Source organism: Bradyrhizobium roseum (assembly GCF_030413175.1).
In the GTDB taxonomy this organism is placed as follows: Bacteria; Pseudomonadota; Alphaproteobacteria; order Rhizobiales; family Xanthobacteraceae; genus Bradyrhizobium; species Bradyrhizobium roseum.
This window is the reverse complement of sequence record NZ_CP129212.1, coordinates 527481-547142: the sequence shown is the minus strand read 5'-3', so window position 1 is coordinate 547142 and position 19662 is coordinate 527481. Positions and strand designations below refer to the sequence as shown.

Below are 19662 nucleotides of genomic sequence, written 5' to 3'. Positions count from 1 at the left end.
GCGGAAGCGCTTTCTTGAAGGGGCAGGACTGATTTCGCGAACCGGCCCCCGCCCCTCCCCGTCGTGATGCCGCCTATCTGGCGTCAGCCTGGTATTGCGCGATCAATTCGCGCGCCCTCGTATAAAGCTTCTCGCCGTCGAGACCGCGCTTGGCCATGCTGGCCTTCCAGTCCTCGATCGCAGGCGTCACGACGCGGTTCAGTTCGGCGACTTGCGCGTCGCTGAAGCTGATGGCGGTGATCCGCTTGTCGGCCAGCACCTTGTTCTTCGAGGCGAGATCGGCCGCTTCGCGCGCCGCGGCGCCGCCGTCGCTCAGCGCCGGGCTGTGCTTCGCGACGATCGCCTGCAGATCCGCCGGCAGCGCCTCCCATTTGGCGCGGTTCATCACCAGCATCAGGGCTGGTGCGGCGAACTTGGCATCGACCGCCACGCTGACCTGATCGGCCAGCGGCTTGCCGCCGATCCCCTTGGTATTGAGCAGCGAGGTCCAGCCGATGGAGAGCGCATCGAGGGTGTTGCTGGCGAGGGTCTCGCCGACCATCTGGCTCGGCATGCCGAGCGGAATGGCGCCGAGCTTGGACAACGCCAGGCCGACCGTAATGCTCGGCGCGCGAATCCGCACGCCGCGAAAATTCCGCACCGTCTCGATCTTCCTGCCGGTCGTGAAGATCGGATAAGGCTCCAGCACGTAAAGGCCGAGCACCTTGACCGTCGCGTAATCCTTGTCCAGCAGGCCTTCCTTGTACATCGCCATCATGGCCTTGGTGCCGGCGACCGAATTCTGGAACATCAGCGGCAATTCCATCACCGACGACTGCGGAAAGCGGCCGGGGCTGTAACCCTGCACCGTCACGGCCATCTCGATGTCGCCCCGTTCGACCATGGCGAACATTTCCGGCACCTTGCCATAGCCGCCGGCCGGCTTCGAGGCGACTTCGATGCGGCCGCCGGACTCCTGCTCGATGGCCCGTGCGACCGCCTGAAACTCCGCGTCGGCCGCGGACCCGGGCGGGTTGGTCGAACCGAGCCGCAGCAGGAATTCGGCGGCGCCCGCAGGCGCTGCGCCCTGCGCCAGCACGCCCAGCCATGCGACGGCGGCGATCAACAATCTGTTCGAGAACATCAGGGAATCCTGTCGTCAGGCTCGGCCTGTTGCACCGAGCGGCAAGCGGATCGACGGCGATGCAGAGCCCCGTCGCGAAGAAAATCCGGCGGGCCCTGGCGCACGATCATCCGTCGCCGCCTAAGTCGCGGTTAAGGATCGGACTCGTAGTTCTACGGGAGTTCCGTGCGACCGGGCGCAAGGTTAGCCGCAGGCGAACCAGCTCCACCCTCAGCATCCGGCCGTTGCTGCGCGGTATCCGCAGCTTCGTTACCACTGCACGCGTTCGATTTCGACAAAATCGATCTTCGAGCCATCGGCGAAATTGATGACGCCGCTGGCGTCGCTTGAAAACACCATGTCGTTGCTCCCGCTGCTCACGATGCTGCCCGACGTCAGGCTGATGGTCCAGTCACTCGCGGGCTGCAACGATCCGAGGCTCTGATCGAGGTCGATGGTGTCGAGCCAGTTCGCGCCCGTTCCGCCCTGGACAACGTCAGACCCCTGGCCGCTCATGTAGACGAAGACGTCGTTACCGTCGCCGCCGATCAGGGTGTCGTTGCCCAGTCCACCGGTCATGGTGTCGTTGCCGGCGCCGCCGCCGAGCACGTTGTTGCCGCTATTGCCGGTCAACACATTGTCCAGCGTGTTGCCGGTGGCGTTGACCGCCGCCGCGCCGGTCAGCGTCAGGTTCTCGACGTTGGCGCCGAGCGTGTAGCTGATGCTGCTTTGCACCGTGTCGGACCCTCCCGCGGCAAGCTCCGTGACCACGTCACCCGCGGCATCGACGACATAAATGTCGTCGCCCGTGCCGCCTGTCATGCTGTCGTTACCCGTGCCGCCGATCAAGGTATCGTTGCCGGCACCGCCGCTGAGGACGTTGTTGCCACTGTTGCCGGTCAGCACATTGTCGAGCGTGTTGCCGGTGGCGTTGATCGCCGCCGTTCCCGTCAGCGTCAGGTTCTCGACGTCCGCGCCGAGCACGTAACTGATGCTGCTCTGCACGGTGTCGGTGCCCTGCCCGGCCAGTTCGGTGACCACGTCACCGGCAGCGTCGACGACATACGTATCGTTGCCGAGACCACCGATCATGGTGTCGTTGCCCGCGCCGCCGCTGAGAATGTTGTTGCCGCTGTTGCCGGTCAGCACATTGTTGAGGGTATTGCCGGTGGCGTTGATCGCCGCGGTTCCGGTCAGCGTCAGGTTCTCGACGTTGGAGCCGAGCACGAAACTGGCGCTGCTCAGCACCGTGTCGGTGCCCTGACTGGCCGATTCGGTAACGACGTCGGTCGCGGCGTCGACGACATAGGTATCATTGCCGCCACCGCCGATCATGATGTCGTTGCCTTGGCCGCCATCGAGGACGTTGTTGCCGGTATTGCCGGTCAGCGTGTTGGCCAAGCTGTTGCCGGTGGCATTGATCGCGGCCGTTCCGGTCAGCGTCAGATTTTCGATATTCGCGCCGAGCGTATAGGCGATGCTGCTCTGCACGGTGTCGGTGCCTTGCGCTGCCAGTTCGGTGACGACATCGCCGGCCGCATCGACGACATAAATGTCGTTGCCCAGTCCGCCGATCATGGTGTCGTTGCCGGCACCGCCGCTCAGGACGTTGTTGCCGGTATTGCCGGTCAGCACATTATCGAGCGTGTTGCCGGTGGCGTTGATCGCGGCGGATCCCGTCAACTGCAGGTTCTCGACGTTGGCGCCCAGCGTGTAGCTGACACTGCTTTGCACGGTGTCGGCCCCTTCCGCGGCAAGCTCCGTGACCACGTCACCCGCGGCATCGACGACATACAGGTCGTTGCCCGTGCCGCCGATCAGGGTGTCATTGCCGGTGCCGCCGATCAGGGTGTCGTTGCCGGCGCCGCCGCTGAGGACGTTGTTGCCGCTGTTGCCGGTCAGCACGTTGTCCAGCGTGTTGCCGGTGGCATTGATCGCGCCGGTTCCGGTCAGCGTCAGGTTCTCGACATCCGCGCCGAGCGCGTAAGTGATGCTGCTCTGCACGGTGTCGGTGCCCTGCCCGGCCAGTTCGGTGACGACGTCGCCGGCCGCGTCGACCACATAGGTGTCGTTGCCGAGACCACCGGCCATGGTGTCGTTACCGGCGCCGCCGCTGAGAACGTTGTTGCCGCTGTTGCCGGTCAGCAGATTGTCCAACGTGTTGCCGGTGGCGTTGATCGCAGCGGATCCCGTCAATTGCAGGTTCTCGACATTGGCGCCGAGCGTGTGACTGACGCTGCTCTGAACGGTGTCGGTGCCTTGCCCAGCCGCTTCCGTCACGACATCGCTGGTGTTGTCGACCACATAGATGTCGTTGCCGCCACCGCCGATCATGGTGTCGTTGCCGGCGCCGCCGTCGAGGACGTTGTCACCGGTGTTGCCGGTCAACGTATTGGCCAGCGTGTTGCCGGTGGCGTTGATCGCGGCGGATCCCGTCAACTGCAGGTTCTCGACATTGCTGCCAAGGACGTAGCTGATGCTGCTCTGCACGGTGTCGGTGCCTTGCGTTGCCAGTTCGGTGACGACATCGCCCGCCGCATCCACCACATAGGTGTCGTTGCCCAGCCCGCCGATCATGGCGTCGTTGCCGGTGCCGCCGCTAAGAATGTTGTTGCCGCTGTTGCCGGTCAGCACATTGTCCAGCGTGTTGCCGGTGGCATTGATCGTGCCGGTTCCGGTCAGCTGCAGGTTCTCGACATGGTCGCTCAGCGTGTAGCTGACACTGCTCTGCACCGTGTCGGCGCCTTCGCCGGCCAGTTCGGTGACGACATCGCCCGCCGCATCCACCACATAGGTGTCATTGCCCAGCCCGCCGATCATGGCGTCGTTGCCGGTGCCGCCGCTAAGAATGTTGTTGCCGCTGTTGCCGGTCAGCACGTTGTTGAGGGTATTGCCGGTGGCATTGATCGCAGCCGTTCCGGTCAGCGTCAGGTTCTCGACGTTGGAGCCGAGCACAAAACTGGCGCTGCTCAGCACCGTGTCGGTGCCCTGGCTGGCCAGTTCGGTAACCACGTCGGTCGCCGCGTTGACGATATAGGTATCATTGCCGGCGCCGCCGATCATGGTGTCGTTACCGGCGCCGCCGTCCAGGACGTTGTCGCCGGTGTTGCCGGTCAGCGTGTTGGCCAGGCTGTTGCCAGTGCCATTGATCGCGGCGGTTCCGGTCAGCGTCAGGTTCTCGACGTCGGCGCCGAGTACGTAGCTGATGCTGCTCTGCACGGTATCGGTGCCTTGCCCGGCCAGTTCGGTGACGACATCGCCGGCCGCATCGACCACATAAGTGTCGTTGCCGAGTCCACCGATCATGGTGTCGTTGCCGGCACCGCCGCTGAGCACGTTGTTGCCGGTATTGCCGGTCAGCACATTGTCGAGGGTGTTGCCGGTGGCGTTGATCGCGGCGGTTCCGGTCAGCGTTAGGTTCTCGACATTGGCGCCGAGCGTGTAGCTGACGCTGCTTTGCACGGTGTCTGCCCCTTCCGCGGCAAGCTCCGTGACCACGTCACCTGCGGCATCGACGACATACGTGTCGTTGCCGGTGCCGCCGATCATGCTGTCGTTACCAGTGCCGCCGCTCAAGGTATCGTTGCCGGCGCCGCCGCTGAGGACGTTGTTGCCGCTATTGCCGGTGAGCAAATTGTCCAACGTGTTGCCGGTGGCGTTGATCGCGGCCGTTCCGGTCAGCGTCAGGTTCTCGACGTCCGCGCCGAGCGCGTAAGTGATGCTGCTCTGCACAGTGTCGGTGCCCTGACCGGCCAGTTCGGTGACGACATCGCCCGCCGCGTCGACCACATAGGTGTCGTTGCCGAGACCACCCGCCATGGTGTCGTTGCCGGCGCCGCCGCTGAGAATGTTGTTGCCGCTGTTGCCGGTCAGCACATTGTTGAGGGTGTTGCCGGTGGCGTTGATCGCGGCCGTTCCGGTCAGCGACAGGTTCTCGACATTGGAGCCGAGCACATAGCTGACGCTGCTCAGCACATTGTCGGTGCCTTGCCCGACCGCTTCCGTCACGACATCGCTGGCATTGTCGACCACATAGGTGTCGTTGCCCAGGCCGCCGGCCATGGCGTCGTTGCCGGCGCCGCCGTCCAGGACGTTGTCGCCGGTGTTGCCGGTCAGCGTGTTGGCCAGGCTGTTGCCAGTGCCATTGATCGCGGCCGTTCCGGTCAGCAGCAGGTTCTCGACATCCGCACCGAGCGCGTAAGTGATGCTGCTCTGCACGGTATCGGTGCCCTGACCGGCCAGCTCCGAGACGATGTCGCCGGCCGCGTCGACCACATAGGTGTCGTTGCCCAGGCCGCCGGCCATGGTGTCGTTGCCGGCGCCGCCGCTGAGGACGTTGTTGCCGCTGTTGCCGGTCAGAAAATTGTCGAGCGTGTTGCCAGTGGCATTGATCGCGGCGGTTCCGGTCAGCTGCAGGTTCTCGACATGGGCGCCGAGCGTGTAGCTGACACTGCTCTGCACCGTGTCGGCGCCTTCGCCGGCAAGCTCCGTGACCACATCACCCGCGGCATCGACCACATAGGTGTCGTTACCGGAACCGCCGATCATGGCATCGTTGCCGGTGCCGCCACTGAGCGTGTCGTTGCCTGCAAAGCCCTGCAGGGTGTCGTTACCGGCAAGACCCGACAGGACGTCTTCTTCGCCGCTACCGGTCAGCACGTCGTTTGCGGCAATCCCGGTGAAGGATCCGGATTGATTGGTGACGGCGATCGTCAGCGTTTCGCTGCGGCTCAACCCGCCGGCATCCGTCACTGTCAGGCCGAGATCGTGCGAGGTTGCCGTTTCGTAGTCGAGCGTCGCGCCGGCCTTGACCCGCACTTCATTGCCGACGATTTCGAATTTTCCCGATGGATCGGTCAATGTGTAAACAAAGCTGTCGCCGGCATCGGGGTCCGCCGCGCCGAGCGTTGCCACCACCGTGCCGGCCACGGCATTCTCGACCACTGATCCGCCGGCGACGGTGATGTCGCTTGGCGCCTCGTTCCGGTTCGTCACCGCGATGGTCAGCGTCTCGTGATGACTCAGCCCCGCCGTATCGGTGACCTCGATGCCGACATCGTGCGAAGTTGCCGTCTCGAAGTCGAGCGTCGCGCCGGCTTTCACACGCACTTCATTGCCGACGATTTCGAATTTTCCCGATGGATCGGTCAATGTGTAAACAAAGCTGTCGCCGGCATCAGGGTCTGCCACGCCGAGCGTTGCCACTACCGTGCCGCCCGCGGCATTCTCCACCACCGAACCGCCGGCGACGGTGATGTCGCTCGGCGCCTCGTTCCGGTTCGTCACCGCGATGGTCAGCGTCTTGCGATGAGTCAGGCCTGCGGCATCGGTCACCTCGATGCCGACATCGTGCGAGGCCGCCGTCTCGAAGTCGAGCGTCGCGCCGGCCTTCACCCGCACTTCATTGCCGACGATTTCGAATGCACCAGAGGGGTCGGTCAGCGTGTAGACAAAACTGTCGCCGGCATCGGGATCTGCCGCGCCGAGGATGGCCACCACGGTTCCGGCCGCGGCGTTCTCCACCACCGCGCCACCGATGACCGTGATGTCGCTTGGCGCTTCGTTCCGAACGGCCGCATCCATGTCGAGCGTCTCGTACGAACTCGGCTCCGCCGCCCTGGTGACCGCGGTGGCGGGCAGGCGTGCCTGCGCTGTAGCAGGTGCCGCATCGGCATCGATACCGGCCTGGTCGATTCCGATCCCGGACATGACCGACCGAACGGCCGCGGGCAAAGAAGCAGGGATCTCGATCGTGTCAGCACCGGTCAGCACCGGTAGCGCCGGGGTTCCAACAGCAATGATCTCAACGGGTGTATTTTCCGGGACCGAAACGCTGACGACCGGGGCATCGCCGGGATCCTGGTGATGGGACGTCAAACGCGGGCTGGCGTCGGGCGCGGTCTGGATAACCTCAACCACATCGGCGATGGCGACCACCGTAGTTTCACGGATGCCTTCGTCAACGAGCGGAGTGCTGCTGCCCTGGTGGATGTTTGGAAAATGCGAGGCCTGCTGATCGTGATCTTGCGATGGAGCCGGCGCGTCACCGGCCTTTTTCAGAGACCTGACCAACGCATCGAGATCCTCATTCGACGGTAGCAGAAGACCGGCATCGATAGACATGTGCGTGACGCTCCGGCGCGGAAGCAAGTTATTCTTCCGACGCAAGCAGACACACTGCACCGAGTTCATTGAAATTCATTGCCGGCCCTCTCCGGTTTTTCGCGGTGGCCTTAAGCTTTCTTTTGACCTTGTTGAGGGTAGATTTAAGACTCTTCGTTGATGGTCGAACGTACCGCATTCATTTGGACAACAAATGTCGCTGTTCGACCTACCAAGCAGTCAACGCATCGCCGCGCAGATGTCCGACCTCCGTATTACTACGAGGGTCCGGCACTACGTGCGCCTCACCAGGCGAGATGCGGTCAGCTTCGTCAGTCTCCTTGCCAGGACATTGTGGAGCCTTCCGGCCGATGTGCTGGCGGCTTCGGTTTTCATCAACCTGCTCGGCCTTGCTCTCCCGCTGGGCATTCTGCAGGTCTATGACCGCATCGTTCCCCACGCGGCAAGGTCGACACTCGCCTATCTGGTGATCGGGATATGCGGCATCCTCGTTCTGGAAACGATCCTGCGCATCTCGCGCAGCTACGTCATCGCGTGGAGCGCGATGAAGCTTGCGTGGAAGACCAACGTCGAGGCTGCCAGCCTGGTCGCCTTTGCGCCGGCAAAGCTGATCGACTCTCAGCCCGTCGCGCTGTGGATTCAAAGATTGCAGGCCGTGGCGGCCATCTGCGAATTCAGCATCAGCCCCGCGCCGCTGGTGCTCATCGACATGGTTTTCGTCGTCATCTTCTTCGCACTCCTCACCGCCATCGGCGGCTGGATCGCCGCCGTTCCCGTCGCGATCTTTCTGATCTTCGGCATATCGGCGATCGCGCGCGGACGTGAGCTCAGGCGCACCACGGCCAGACGCATGGTCGCCGAGGCCAGGATACGGGACTTCATGATCGAGACGTTGAACGGCATTGCCACCGTCAAGGCGCTCGGGACCGAACAGCAGATCCTGCGGCGCTTCGAGCGCCTGACGGAGCAGGCCGCGGGCTCGACCTACAACGTCGTGCGCCTTGCGGACGATGCGCAGAGTCTCGGCTCCATGGTTTCGATCGTCACGCAGATCGCCACGGCCACGGTCGCGGCTGTTCTGGCGGTCAACGGCGAAGTCTCCATCGGTGTCGTCGCCTGCAGCACCATGCTGGCCGGGCGCATGATCCAGCCATCGCTGCGGCTGGTATCCGCCTGGAACGAGATCCAGGGCGTGTTCGTATCGCAGCAGATCGCCAGACCGATCTTTGACCTCCCGAGCAACGCGCCGCTGACGGTGCCGGCCCCTGCAAGCACGTGGTCGCCGGCGCGGCTGGTGTTCGACCAGGTCTGGTTCACCCCGGGCGAGGCGCAGGCCGCGACGCTCGCCGGGGCCAGTCTCGAGGTCGCACCCGGCGAGATCATTGCCATCAGCGGCCGCGACAGTATCGGCAAGTCCACCGTGGCGCGGCTGGCGGCCGGACGCCTGGTGCCCGAGGCAGGCCACGTTTTGATCGATGACATTGCCGCCGCGACGGCCGAAAATCAGACGCGCGGCTGCGTGGCGCTGGTGGATCATCAGAATGCCGCGGTGCGTGGATCCGTGCTCAACAATCTCACCTTGTTCCGCTCCGAGCGGATCGCCCAGGCCCGCGCCGCCGCACGCCTGCTGAACCTCGAAGAAGACATCAACCGGCTGCCACGCGGCTACGAGACTCAGCTCGGCGAGTCCGCGACCGAAATGTTGCCGGACGGCTTCCTGCAACGCATCGCGATCGCACGCGCCATTGCGGATCGTCCGCGGCTCCTCGTTCTCGACGAGGCCAACGGCTCGCTCGACTACGAAAGCGATCGCGCGCTGGGCGAGACGCTGCTCTCTCTCAAGGGCCAGCTTACCATGGTGCTGATCACCAACCGCCCGTCCTTTGCCGCCATCGCCGACCGCCGGTTCACGCTGAGCGGCGGAAACTTCAGCCAGATCGAAGAAACGTCCGCGAGCCTGACCGGGCGAACCGCAGGCGCCGTGGCATGACGCGCCCTCCCGACAGTTTCGAGCGCCCGCCCGCCACTCCCGAGATCACCCGGGAGGCCGTGCTCGAGCAGCAGCGGCGGCTGATCGCAGAGTTCGGCGCGCCCAAGGACGATCCGGCCGGCCCGCCGGCGGCAACCGGTCCGTTCGCCGGCATGCTCTGCGAGATCCTCGCCTGCGTCGGCTGGAAAGGCACGCAGGATCGGGTGTTCGAGGCGCTGCCGCATTTGAATCCCATCGCATCCGTGCGCATGCTGCAGGCCGTTCTGGCGCGCCTCGATGTCAACCTGGTCGGACTCGACCGGCGCGCATCCGACCTGTCCAGGGACGATCTTCCCTGCCTGCTGGTCGGCGCCGACGACACCTGCGACCTCGTCACGCTGGGGCCGCGGGGCGAATTCGAAATCTACAGCCTGTGCGGAACCCGAACGCGCACCGATCGATTTCGCTCCGGCGAAGCGGTTTATCAGATCCGGCTCAGCAAGATCGAACGGTTCGCCGGACGAGCGCCGACCGGCGGCTTCGTCGGCGACGTGCTCAGGCAATTGCGCGGACCGATTTCGCAGATCACCGGCTATTCGGTCGCGATCAACGCGATCGGGCTGCTGCTGTCGTTCTATGTGCTTTCGGTCTACGACATCGTCATTGCCACCAGTTCGCTGGATACCCTGGCCTTCATGGCGTCGGCTGGCATGATCGCGCTGGGCTTTGAGTTCTGGTTCCGCCAGCTCCGATCGCGGCGGATCGCCTATCTTGCGGCCCGCCTGGATGCCGTCGTATCGGTCCGGGCGCTGAAATCGCTGCTCAATTTGCCGCTGCCGATGACCGAGCGCGCCCCCATCGCCTCGCAGCTGGCGCGCTTCCGTCAGTTCGAGATCGGGCGTGAGCTGTTCGCCGGAAATTTTGCCTCGGCGCTGTTCGATCTGCCGTTCACCCTGACATTCCTGATCCTGCTGTTTTCGATCGGGGGAATGCTCGGCTTCCTGCCGATCGGGCTTGCCTGCATCATCGTCATTGTCTGTGCCGTCGGCGCCACGGCCAATGTAGCGTCGATCGCCGAGGTGGGCGCCAACAAGCACAAGTCGGATGCCTTGTTGTTCGAATTGACGGACAAGCTCAGGACGATCCGCAACGCCTCCGCCGAGACGATCTGGCTGGCGCGCTACGCGGACAGCCTTGCGGCCTCCTTGAGATCCCGCTTCCGCAATCTGCAGCTCGTCTCGCATCTGCAGGCGATTACCAATGCGCTGGTCGTGCTGACCGGCATTTTGACGCTGGGTTTCGGCGCGCAGCGCGTGATGGACGGCGTCATGTCGCTGGGCGAGTTGATCGTTGCGATGATGATCGTGTGGCGGGTGCTGATGCCGATACAGATCTTCGCGCTCAATATTGCCCGACTCAAGCAAACGCTGACGACCGTGCACCACATCAATGACCTCATTCGGATGGGCAACGAACACGCCAGCGAGGCGCCGCCGATTCTCTCTCGACGCCTCGCCGGGCAGATCTTCGTGTCGGGGGCGTATCTGTCGTTGGGCCAGCGGCAGGAGCCTCAACTGCGTGGCGTCAGCCTCAAGGTCAAGGCCGGGGAAATCGTCGCGGTGATCGGACCGAGCGGAAGCGGCAAGTCCACGCTGCTCAAGGTGATCCTCGGGCTCTATCCGCAGTATATGGGCACCATCCGCCTGGGTGGGCTGGACCTGCGGCAGCTCCACCCCGCGGAGGCTCGCGCTTCCATCGGCTTTGCATCGCAACAGCTGGCATTCTTCTACGGCAGCATTGCCGCCAACTTCCGGTTTGCCTGTCCCGATGCGACCGATGCGGACATCATCGCAGCACTGGCTGCCGTCGGCGTAACGCTGCCGCACCCCGCCCTTCCCGACGGATTGGCGACGCGGATCAGTGGAACGGACGCACGCTCGCTGTCGCAGGGATGGCTGTGCCGGCTCTCGATCGCGCGCGCGCTGGTCAAGAAGCCCAGCATCCTGCTGATTGACGATCTGGGCATCGGGCTCGATCCGGCCGGCGACGCCGCATTCATGAAGCATCTGGAGGTCCTCAGAGGCAAATGCACCGTGCTGTGGGTCACCGCGCGGCCCAGCCACATGCTGATGGCCGATCGCGTCATCGAAATGCGCGGCGGCGCGATCGTCACCGATGCAAAGCCCGAGGTCGTCGTTACCAGGATATTGGCCGGGCTCACCACCGCGGCCTAGGCACAGAGTCGAGCAGGGCGGCGTTGCGAAAACAGGACTGATGATGCGCGCCCCGGATCGAAAGAGGAAGTCATGAGCGTGACCAGCACAACCACCAAGGGATCGCCGTCCGAAACACCGGACTGGCTGGCGACGCCGATCGAGTTTGAAGAACAGCGGGGCTTTGTCGTCTCACGCAACAGGATGCGGCTGGTCCTTCTGATCGTGCTCGCCGCGCTGCCGTGGGCGGCGCTGGCCCCGATCCGGGAGCTCTCGGTAGCCCGCGGCCAGCTCATCCCGGTGTCCCAGGTCCGGCCGGTGCAACATCTCGAGGGCGGCGTCGTCGAACAGATTCTGGTCGAGGAAGGGCAGCTCGTCGAGCAGGACCAGCCGCTGTTGCGCCTGCAGACCGTGATCGCGGATTCGGAACTGGCCGGGTTGAAATCCCGCGCCCAAAACCTGCTGCTGCAGAAGGAGCGGGTCACCGCGCTGCTCGCGGGCCGCGACTTCGATCTCAACGGCTTTGGCGGCGTCGATGCCGCCCTGCTGGCCGAGCACCTTCAGGTCTACCGGCTGCGCTTCGACCATCGGGCAAGGGAACATCAATTGCAGCTGGTCCGGATGTCCCAGCGCAAGGCCGAAATCGACGCGCTGGAGCGGGATATCGTGGCGCAAAAACGGCTGGTCGGCATCCAGCAGCAGCAGTTCGATATGCGGCAAACCCTGGTGCACAATGGAAACGTGTCCAAGAAGCAGGTGCTGGAGTCCGAAGCGCTGCTCGAACAGGCGCGCGGCCTGGTGACGACGACCGAAGGCAGGTTGTCGATGACCCGGGAAGCGCTGCGCGAAACGGCCGCGGCGCTGGACGAGTCCGACGCGCAGGCAAACCGGCTGTGGGGCGAGGAACTCTCCAAGATCTCGGGCGAACTCGCCGAGATCGAGGAAACGATCAAGAAGCAGACCGACCGGGTCGAGCGCCTGATCGTGCGCGCGCCGACGCGAGGCCGGGTCCAGCAAGTGCTGCAACGCTCGCCGGGCGAGGTTGTCCGCCCGGGCGAGACGATTGTGCGGATCGTCCCGCAGGACGACGCGCTGGTGGCGGAAATTTTCGTCAAGCCCGACGATATCGCGGCCGTGAAAGTCAACGACAAGGCCGAACTGAAAGTAACGGCGTATGATTTCAGCAAGTACGGCAAGATCAAGGGAGAGGTCAAAGCGGTCTCTCCCACCACCACCGAGAACGAGGAGAAGCGCGCCTTCTACAAGGTGCTGGTTCGATTCGACGCGAAACGCTCCGACCGCTACGCGGCGGAATGGCAGTTGAAGCCCGGGATGACGGTCGATGCCGAAATCATCTCCGGCAGCAAGTCGCTGCTGCAATACGTCCTGAAGCCGATCTATCGCGGGGTCGATGCGGCGTTCGCTGAGCGCTGAGCGAGGGCGCGCTGGTCAATGCGGCCTGGTCTAGCGGGCTCAGCGCCGCGATCAACAGCCAGGGCTTCATGCAATCCATCGTAGCGCGAGCACGCGGGGCCGTGACAGCTTCAGTAGTGGGCCAATGTCGACCGCGGTTTTACGGTCACAGTTCTTCACGATCCTTTATTGCACCAGGCGCAGTGTTAGCTACCTCATCGCGCGCGTGGAGTGCCTGGAATGCGGCAACTGGTCTATTCGAGCCGGGCGCGAGATGGCTGTCTGGCCAACGCTGACTTGTCGGAAATGCTTCGTACGTTTCAAGACCACAACGCCAAGACCAATGTCTCCGGGATCCTGCTGTATGGCTACGGCAGGTTCCTGCAACTTCTCGAAGGCAAGTCTGATGTGGTGAGTGATCTGTACGCTCGCATTGCAGTCGACGCTCGGCATTCCGATCTTCGTCGGCTCGACATCGGCTTCGAGCGGCAACTTTTTACGGGCTGGCCGATGGCGTACGCTAAAGTTGAACCGGAGCACGACATGCCGGGTTATGTCGGCAAGGCTCCCTACCTCGACCTGAACCTGATCGACGAGGCCGTCATATCTGAGCTACTGCTGTACTACAGCTACCGATTTGCGCAGGGCGGGGCGAGCGGTCCGCACCCGCAGGAACTGGCTCCAGGTTTGTGGGCTTTATGACCTTTGGCTGCGGCGCAGGCCGGCGATCGCCACGAGCCCGCAGAAGTCGGATAGGGCATTGCCGAAATTGTCGCCGAGGCGAACACTGTTCGCAAAGCCCGCACGACAACTGGAAAGCCCTCACCAGTTCAGAAGCGCACCGGCCGCGACGGCAATAACGCAAGATGGCCGCAGAGACCGCTTGGCGCGTCGGTGATAGCTGCCCCTTGTGTCCATGCAATTGATGACAAGACGGTTGGGCGGCCCCGCAGCTCCGGGCCAAGCCGCTGTCCCCTACCCGCCGGGTTCAGCTGCCCTTCTGAGCGCTCCGTGACTGCGCCTGGGGCACGCCCGGACTGATGGCCAGTTCGGCGCCGGCGGCGCCGCCGGCCTCATAGGCGGTCATCGACACCGTGCGGCTGGTGCTGCGTTGGCTGCGCAGGTTCAGATCGAGCTTGGCGAATTCGGCGTCGACCACCGAGGTCTTCAGCACGACCAACCCGCGGCCGGTGGCGTTGTTGACCTGGTCGCGGCCGGCCTTGAGCGCCACCAGCCTGTCCGCGATCGACGCCACCATGCCGAGCGCGAAGGAGGAATTGGCCAGATGCCGGTCCTGGTGGCGGAAGCGGCCATAGTCGGCCGAGGTCTTGTAACGGCCGAGCTCGGCGCGCACGGCAGCGTCGATCAGTTCGGCGAGATAATGGGCGACCTCGATGTCCGAGCGCAGGCCGAAGAAGACATAGCTGCTCTCGCCGGCAGCGTTCTTCTCGCGCCAGACCCGGCAATCACAGAAATGGGCGATGGCGCCGATGCAGTCGTCGAGCGGGATGCGCTTCTTGCGATGGGTCTCATAGACGCGCCGCTCGCACGCCACCTGGCGCAGCTCGACGTCGCTCAGCGACAGGTCGTGGCGATCGAGCAGCTCCGCAACCTTGGCGGCGGCCGACAGCGCCTCGTCCTCGGTGCAGCCGTTCTCGATGGTCTTGGCGCGCAAGGACTGGATGCGGACCTTGAGCTTGTCGAGCGCGGCGAGGTTCAACGGCTGGTTCAAGGTTGATCTACTCTAGGGGAGGTCCGACCGACCGGCGCGGGGCGAACGTGCCTGGCGGAGAGAGTGGGATTCGAACCCACGGTACGGTTTCCCGCACACACGCTTTCCAAGCGTGCGCCTTAAGCCACTCGGCCATCTCTCCGGAGGCCCTCTCTTGAAGGGGCAGGACTGATTTTGCAAGCCGGCCTAAGGGCGGCGGCGGAAATTTCCCCAATTCATTGAATTTATTTGGATATTTCGATCGTAAGGGAGCCCCGATATCGATGCGGTAGAGAGGCTTGAACCGAAATCCGGCCACGATCGACGGTGATAAGGGACGACCCTGTTGGTGGAGGACGGCAATCATGATCATTCGGACGCTTCAACTGGCCGTCCTGGCATCGGTTTTAGGCTCGGCGCTGGCGATCGGCGCCGCGGCGCCAGCGTGGGCGCAGGCCTGCACGCGGCAGGGCAATGACGTGACCTGCGACGACGGGCGGCGCGGGATTCACCAGGGCGACGCGATCGTGTGGGCGGACGGCTCGACCTCGCGGCTGGCTTCGCCGCATCCGAGCGTGATCATCGGCAACAAGTCGTCGGTGGTGATCGGGCCCGGGGTGTTTGCCGGCAACGGCAAGGGCGGGCATGTGCCGATGGAAAATCCGAGCGCACCGAGCAAGGCGCGGTGTCCGATCCTGGATGGGGTGGCGTATTGTTTTTGAAAATGGCGTGAACGGCTGACGGGATCCGTCATTCCGGGGCGCGCAACGCGCGAGCCGGAATCCAACGGGCCGCATCACATGTCGTGAGATGGATTCCGGGTTCGCGCTGCGCGCGCCCCGGAATGACGATCGCGGCATGCGGGTCAAGCCCGGCCATGACGCGAGACTGGTTGCCGCACGATAAGCGTGTGACCTCGAGAAAGACTAATGATACCGCGCGTTGCAGTTGCTGGCCGTGGGGAGCGGCCAGATCGCGGTGTCGGCGATCACGGGGGCGAGTTCGGCGCGGTCGAGGCGGCAATCGTTGAGGGCGTCGGTGAAGTCGGCGAACCATTGCTGGATGGTACCGCGGCGCAGCTTGGCCATCATCGCTTCCCAGCGCATGCGGCGTTCGGTGAGCGGCATCGACAGCGCCATCGCGATGGTGCGGGCCATGCCGTCGATGTCGTGTGGATTGACGATCAGCGCGGTGTCGAGCTCGTTGGCGGCGCCGGCGAACTTCGACAGCACCAGCACGCCGGGGTCGACCGGGTTTTGCGCGGCGACATATTCCTTGGCGACAAGGTTCATGCCGTCCTGCAGCGGCGTCACCACGCCGACCTGCGCGGTGCGATACAGGCCGGCGAGCACGGCCTGGCCAAAGCCCTTGTTGAGATAGCGGATCGGCGTCCAGTCGACCTCGCCGTGCTGGCCGTTGACGTCGCTGACGAGTTTGGCGACCTCGCTCTGCAGGTTGCCATAGGCCTCGATCGCGCCGCGCGAAGGCGTCGCGATCTGCAGCAGCGAGACGGTGCGCGCCAGGGAGGGGTGCATCGTCCACATCCGGTCGAACGCCTTGATGCGGTGGATCAGGCCTTTTGAATAATCCAGCCGGTCGACACCGATCGCGAGCTTTTCGCCGTTCAGGCTGCGGCGCAGCCGCGAGACGTCCGGATGCGTCGAGGCCTTTGCCGCCAGCTTGGCGAATTCAGCCGGATCGATGCCGATCGGAAACACCGATGCGCGGGTGCGGCCGTGGCGCGAGGTGACGACGCCGTCATGCACGGAGAGGCCGAGATCGGACTGCGCGTAGGACAGGAAGTTCTCGCAATCTTCCTCGGTCTGAAAACCGATCAGGTCGTAGGCCAGCATCGCCTCGATCAGTTCGCGGTGATGCGGCACGCCCGACATCACCGTGCGCGTCGGCCACGGCGTGTGCAGGAAAAAGCCGATCGGCTCGGTGACGCCGAGATCGCGCAGTTCGGCACCGAGCGCGAGGAAATGATAATCTTGGATCCAGAACGCGGAGTCGCTCTTGCGGAATCTAAGCAGCGCGCGCGCCATGAAAGCGTTCACTTCGCGGTAGCTGAGATAATCGTCCTGCGTGGCGCGGATCAGATCGGCGCGCGAATGCAGCGCCGGCCACAGCGCGGAATTGGCAAAACCTTCGTAATAGCCGCCGTAATGCGCGGCCGGCAGATCCAGCATCGCCAGCGCGCCGGCGCCGAGCGATTCGACTTCGGCGAAAGGTTCCTTCAGGTTCCCGTCGCGGACCCTGCCCGAAGAACCGACCCAGATGGCGCCTGATTTTTCGACGATGGGCAACAGCGCTGCGGCCAGCCCCCCCGTCATGGGTTCGTTGGGTTTTCCGCGCGAAACTCGATTAGAAACGACGACGAGGTTCAAAATCCCCTCCGTTGGGTGCGCCCGGTTAACAACCATTCATCTATATGGTTCCTGATCACCCTTTCAACGAATTGAAACCAAATTCGGGCTGGGCCGCGACGGAACTCACCCGAATTCACGAAAAATAAATTTTATCGTGAACCTCGGCAGCAAGCGCGAAAATCTGCGGCCGAAAGCCGTCGATTCGAGACGCATTATGGCAGTGATGCGTCCGTTTCGTCATCAAGCAGGCGTGTAAGGAAATCCCTGACGTCGCTCGGCGCATCGAAGTGCCCGGCGACACCCTGGGCGCGACGGCCGACCGAGAAAGCAAGGCCATCGAGATCAGGCATGATCGCAAACACGGTCTCGTCGGTAACGTCGTCGCCGATGAAGAACGGACGACGGCCCTTGAACGGTTCGCGCTTCATCAATTCGTGCACGCCGCTCGCCTTGCTGAATCCGGAATGCTTGATCTCGCAAACGAACTTGCCGGGCAGCACCTCGATCGGCGCGTTGGGGAGATCCGCCCGGATCAGCGACACCGCCGCATAGATCGCCTTCTCCGCCTGCGGCGCCAGGCGATAATGCAGCGCCAGCGAATAGCCCTTGTCTTCCAGCAGAATCCCCGGGCTGAGTTTGGCGATCGCCGCCAGTCGCCGCTTCAATTCCTTGTCCATCGGCGGCGCATGCGCGGCCACCGACCCGCTGTCCGGCTCGATCCGCATCTCGGCGCCGTGGCCGCCGACCGCCGGAAAATGATCGGGGGCAAAAATCAGATCGATGTCGTTGAGCGAGCGGCCTGAGACCAGCGCCAACGCGCCGTTGGTTTTCACCATCAGGCGGTTCAGCGTCTTCGCCAGGCCCGGCGGCACCCAGACTTCGCGCGGCGTCGGCATCAGGTCGAGCAGGGTGCCGTCGATGTCAAGCAGCACCGCCGTCTGGCTCAGATGCGGAATCAGCGAGCGCGGCACCGGAACGGTTTCCGGCGGGGCGTCGTCTTCGCGCGCGATGTCTTCTTCGAAAGGCATTTCCAACAGATCCTCATTCATCTCATCCTACTCCACAAAGGCGAGCGGCCGTGCGACAGATTCGAGCGATTTTCGCTCGGCGGCGACGGCGTATCGCCACGCGACGGCCGCGGCCACGATCATCAATGCCGACCCGAACAGGTAGCCGGCGAACACGCTGTTGCGCGATCCGGTATCGACCAGCGCACCGAATAAAGCCGGCCCCGCCACGCCGCCGATGCCGGTTCCGACCGCGTAGAACAAGGCGATGGCCAGCGCGCGCACCTCCAGCGGAAACGTCTCGCTGACGGTCAGATACGCCGCACTCGCCGCCGGCGAGGCGAAGAAGAAGATCACCATCCAGGCGATCGTCTGGGTCTGCGCCGTCAGCACGCCGATCGAGAACAGATAGCCCGACAGCGCCAGCAGGATGCCCGACGCGCCATAGGTCACCATGATCATCATGCGCCGGCCCAGGGTATCGAACAGGCGGCCGAGCAGCAGCGGCCCCAAGAAGTTTCCAGCCGCGAACGGCAGGATGTACCAGCCGACCTGGTTGGACGCGATGCCGAAGAAGTCGGTCAGCACCAGCGCGAACGTGAAGAAGATCGCGTTGTAGAAGAACGCCTGCGCGACCATCAGCACCAGTCCGACCATCGAACGCTGCCGGTACGTGGTGAGCAGCGTATGCGCGACTTCTCCGAGCGGCGTGTGGCTGCGCATCTTCAGCCTGATCTTCGGAAACACCTCGCCGGCCGGATGATCCGAATGCCGGGTCGATGCCTTTTCGATCTCGTCGACGATGGCCTTCGCCTCTTCCGGGCGGCCATGGACCATCAGCCAGCGCGGGCTTTCCGGAATCCACATCCGCATCAGCAGCACGATCAGGCCGAGGGCTGCGCCGATGAAATAGGCCAGCCGCCAGCCGTGATCGGGCGCGAGCAGGGCGGGATCGAGCAGCACGATGGCGCCGACAGCGCCCATCGCCGCGCCGATCCAGAAGCTGCCGTTGATCACCAGATCCGTCCAGCCGCGATAGCGCGCCGGCACCAGTTCCTGGATCGTCGAATTGATCGCGGTGTATTCGCCGCCGATCCCCGCACCAGTCAGGAAGCGAAACAGCGCGTAGCTCGTTACATTCCACGACAACGCGGTTGCCGCCGTCGCGCTGAGATAGAGCGCGAGCGTGATGAAGAACAGTTTCTTGCGCCCGATCCGGTCGGTCAGCCATCCGAACCCGAGCGCGCCGATCACGGCGCCCGCCAGATAGGCGCTGTTGGCGAGGCCGACGTCGAAATTCGAAAATTTCAGCGTCGGACTTTCCTTCAGCGCGCCCGACAGCGCACCGGCCAAGGTGACTTCCAGCCCGTCCAGAATCCAGGTGATGCCGAGCGCCGCCACGACGCGGGTGTGAAAGCCGCCCCAGCGCAGGCTGTCGAGCCGCGCCGGGATGTCGGTCTCGATGACGCGCTCGCCACCCTCGCCGGCCGTGGAACGGGAAGCACGTTCATCCACCGCCGCACCGTGCCGTATCGCTGTCTCACCCATCGAATTGGACCAATGAAAAACACCCCGGAACGCCCCGGCCCCAGGGTTTTCACGTCAAATTGCGGCAAACATGATGTCTGACGCGAGATAACGCCCGCGCTGGGGCGGGGTTCCGGGTGTTGGGGGTGCGAAATTGCATGGCTCCGCGCGCTGCTACCGCGCGAAGTTTCTTCGTCGTTCCTGCGAAGGCAGGAACCAATACGCCGC

At 64.0% G+C, this 19662-nt stretch carries 12 protein-coding genes and 1 tRNA gene; 6 read left to right on the top strand and 7 right to left on the bottom strand.

The genetic code is table 11. The features are described 5' to 3' along the window. Positions 1-73: 73 nt before the first annotated feature. Together dctP and QUH67_RS02580 are read right to left on the bottom strand one after the other, a co-directional pair. Positions 74-1123 carry a TRAP transporter substrate-binding protein DctP gene (gene dctP / locus QUH67_RS02585; protein ID WP_300945087.1) on the bottom strand — a complete coding sequence of 350 codons (1050 nt, stop codon included), beginning with the start codon at positions 1121-1123 and terminating at the stop codon, positions 74-76. Between the two features lie 249 nt (positions 1124-1372). After that, complete coding sequence (locus tag QUH67_RS02580) at positions 1373-6811, bottom strand: cadherin domain-containing protein (RefSeq protein WP_300945086.1); 5439 nt, start codon at positions 6809-6811, stop codon at positions 1373-1375. Between the two features lie 156 nt (positions 6812-6967). Between QUH67_RS02580 and QUH67_RS02575 the strand changes: the two genes are divergently transcribed. From QUH67_RS02575 to QUH67_RS02550, 5 genes are all read left to right on the top strand, one after another. Continuing rightward, positions 6968-7201: a hypothetical protein gene (locus tag QUH67_RS02575; RefSeq protein ID WP_300945085.1), complete on the top strand. Its 234-nt coding sequence runs from the start codon at positions 6968-6970 to the stop codon at positions 7199-7201. 217 nt (positions 7202-7418) lie between these two features. Beyond that, positions 7419-9215, top strand: a complete 1797-nt coding sequence (locus QUH67_RS02570) for an ABC transporter transmembrane domain-containing protein (RefSeq protein ID WP_300945084.1) — start codon at positions 7419-7421, stop codon at positions 9213-9215. Continuing rightward, entirely contained in the window at positions 9212-11428 is a 2217-nt protein-coding gene (locus tag QUH67_RS02565) for a peptidase domain-containing ABC transporter (RefSeq protein ID WP_300945083.1), read from the top strand. The genes QUH67_RS02570 and QUH67_RS02565 overlap by 4 nt, the downstream gene beginning before the upstream one ends. Positions 11429-11506: 78 nt before the next feature. Further along, positions 11507-12841, top strand: coding sequence for an HlyD family type I secretion periplasmic adaptor subunit (locus QUH67_RS02560; protein ID WP_300945082.1), 1335 nt, complete (start codon positions 11507-11509; stop codon positions 12839-12841). A 219-nt stretch (positions 12842-13060) separates the two neighbouring features. Further along, the gene (locus QUH67_RS02550; RefSeq protein ID WP_300945081.1) at positions 13061-13522 is read left to right on the top strand and encodes a BLUF domain-containing protein; all 462 of its coding nucleotides are present in this window, start codon (positions 13061-13063) and stop codon (positions 13520-13522) included. A gap of 286 nt (positions 13523-13808) precedes the next feature. Here the strand turns inward: QUH67_RS02550 and QUH67_RS02545 are convergent, their stop codons facing one another. Beyond that, entirely contained in the window at positions 13809-14552 is a 744-nt protein-coding gene (locus QUH67_RS02545) for a DUF7168 domain-containing protein (RefSeq protein ID WP_300945080.1), read from the bottom strand. Positions 14553-14604: 52 nt separating this feature from the next. After that, positions 14605-14694, bottom strand: a tRNA-Ser gene (locus QUH67_RS02540). A gap of 202 nt (positions 14695-14896) precedes the next feature. Here QUH67_RS02540 and QUH67_RS02535 point away from each other — a divergent pair. Then, positions 14897-15253, top strand: coding sequence for a hypothetical protein (locus tag QUH67_RS02535; RefSeq protein WP_300945079.1), 357 nt, complete (start codon positions 14897-14899; stop codon positions 15251-15253). A 204-nt stretch (positions 15254-15457) separates the two neighbouring features. Here the strand turns inward: QUH67_RS02535 and QUH67_RS02530 are convergent, their stop codons facing one another. From QUH67_RS02530 to QUH67_RS02520, 3 genes are all read right to left on the bottom strand, one after another. Further along, positions 15458-16864, bottom strand: coding sequence for a trehalose-6-phosphate synthase (locus tag QUH67_RS02530; RefSeq protein WP_407080398.1), 1407 nt, complete (start codon positions 16862-16864; stop codon positions 15458-15460). A gap of 248 nt (positions 16865-17112) precedes the next feature. After that, entirely contained in the window at positions 17113-17949 is an 837-nt protein-coding gene (otsB, locus tag QUH67_RS02525) for a trehalose-phosphatase (protein ID WP_407080397.1), read from the bottom strand. A gap of 6 nt (positions 17950-17955) precedes the next feature. Continuing rightward, positions 17956-19422, bottom strand: coding sequence for an MFS transporter (locus tag QUH67_RS02520; protein ID WP_407080396.1), 1467 nt, complete (start codon positions 19420-19422; stop codon positions 17956-17958). Positions 19423-19662 lie beyond the last annotated feature (240 nt).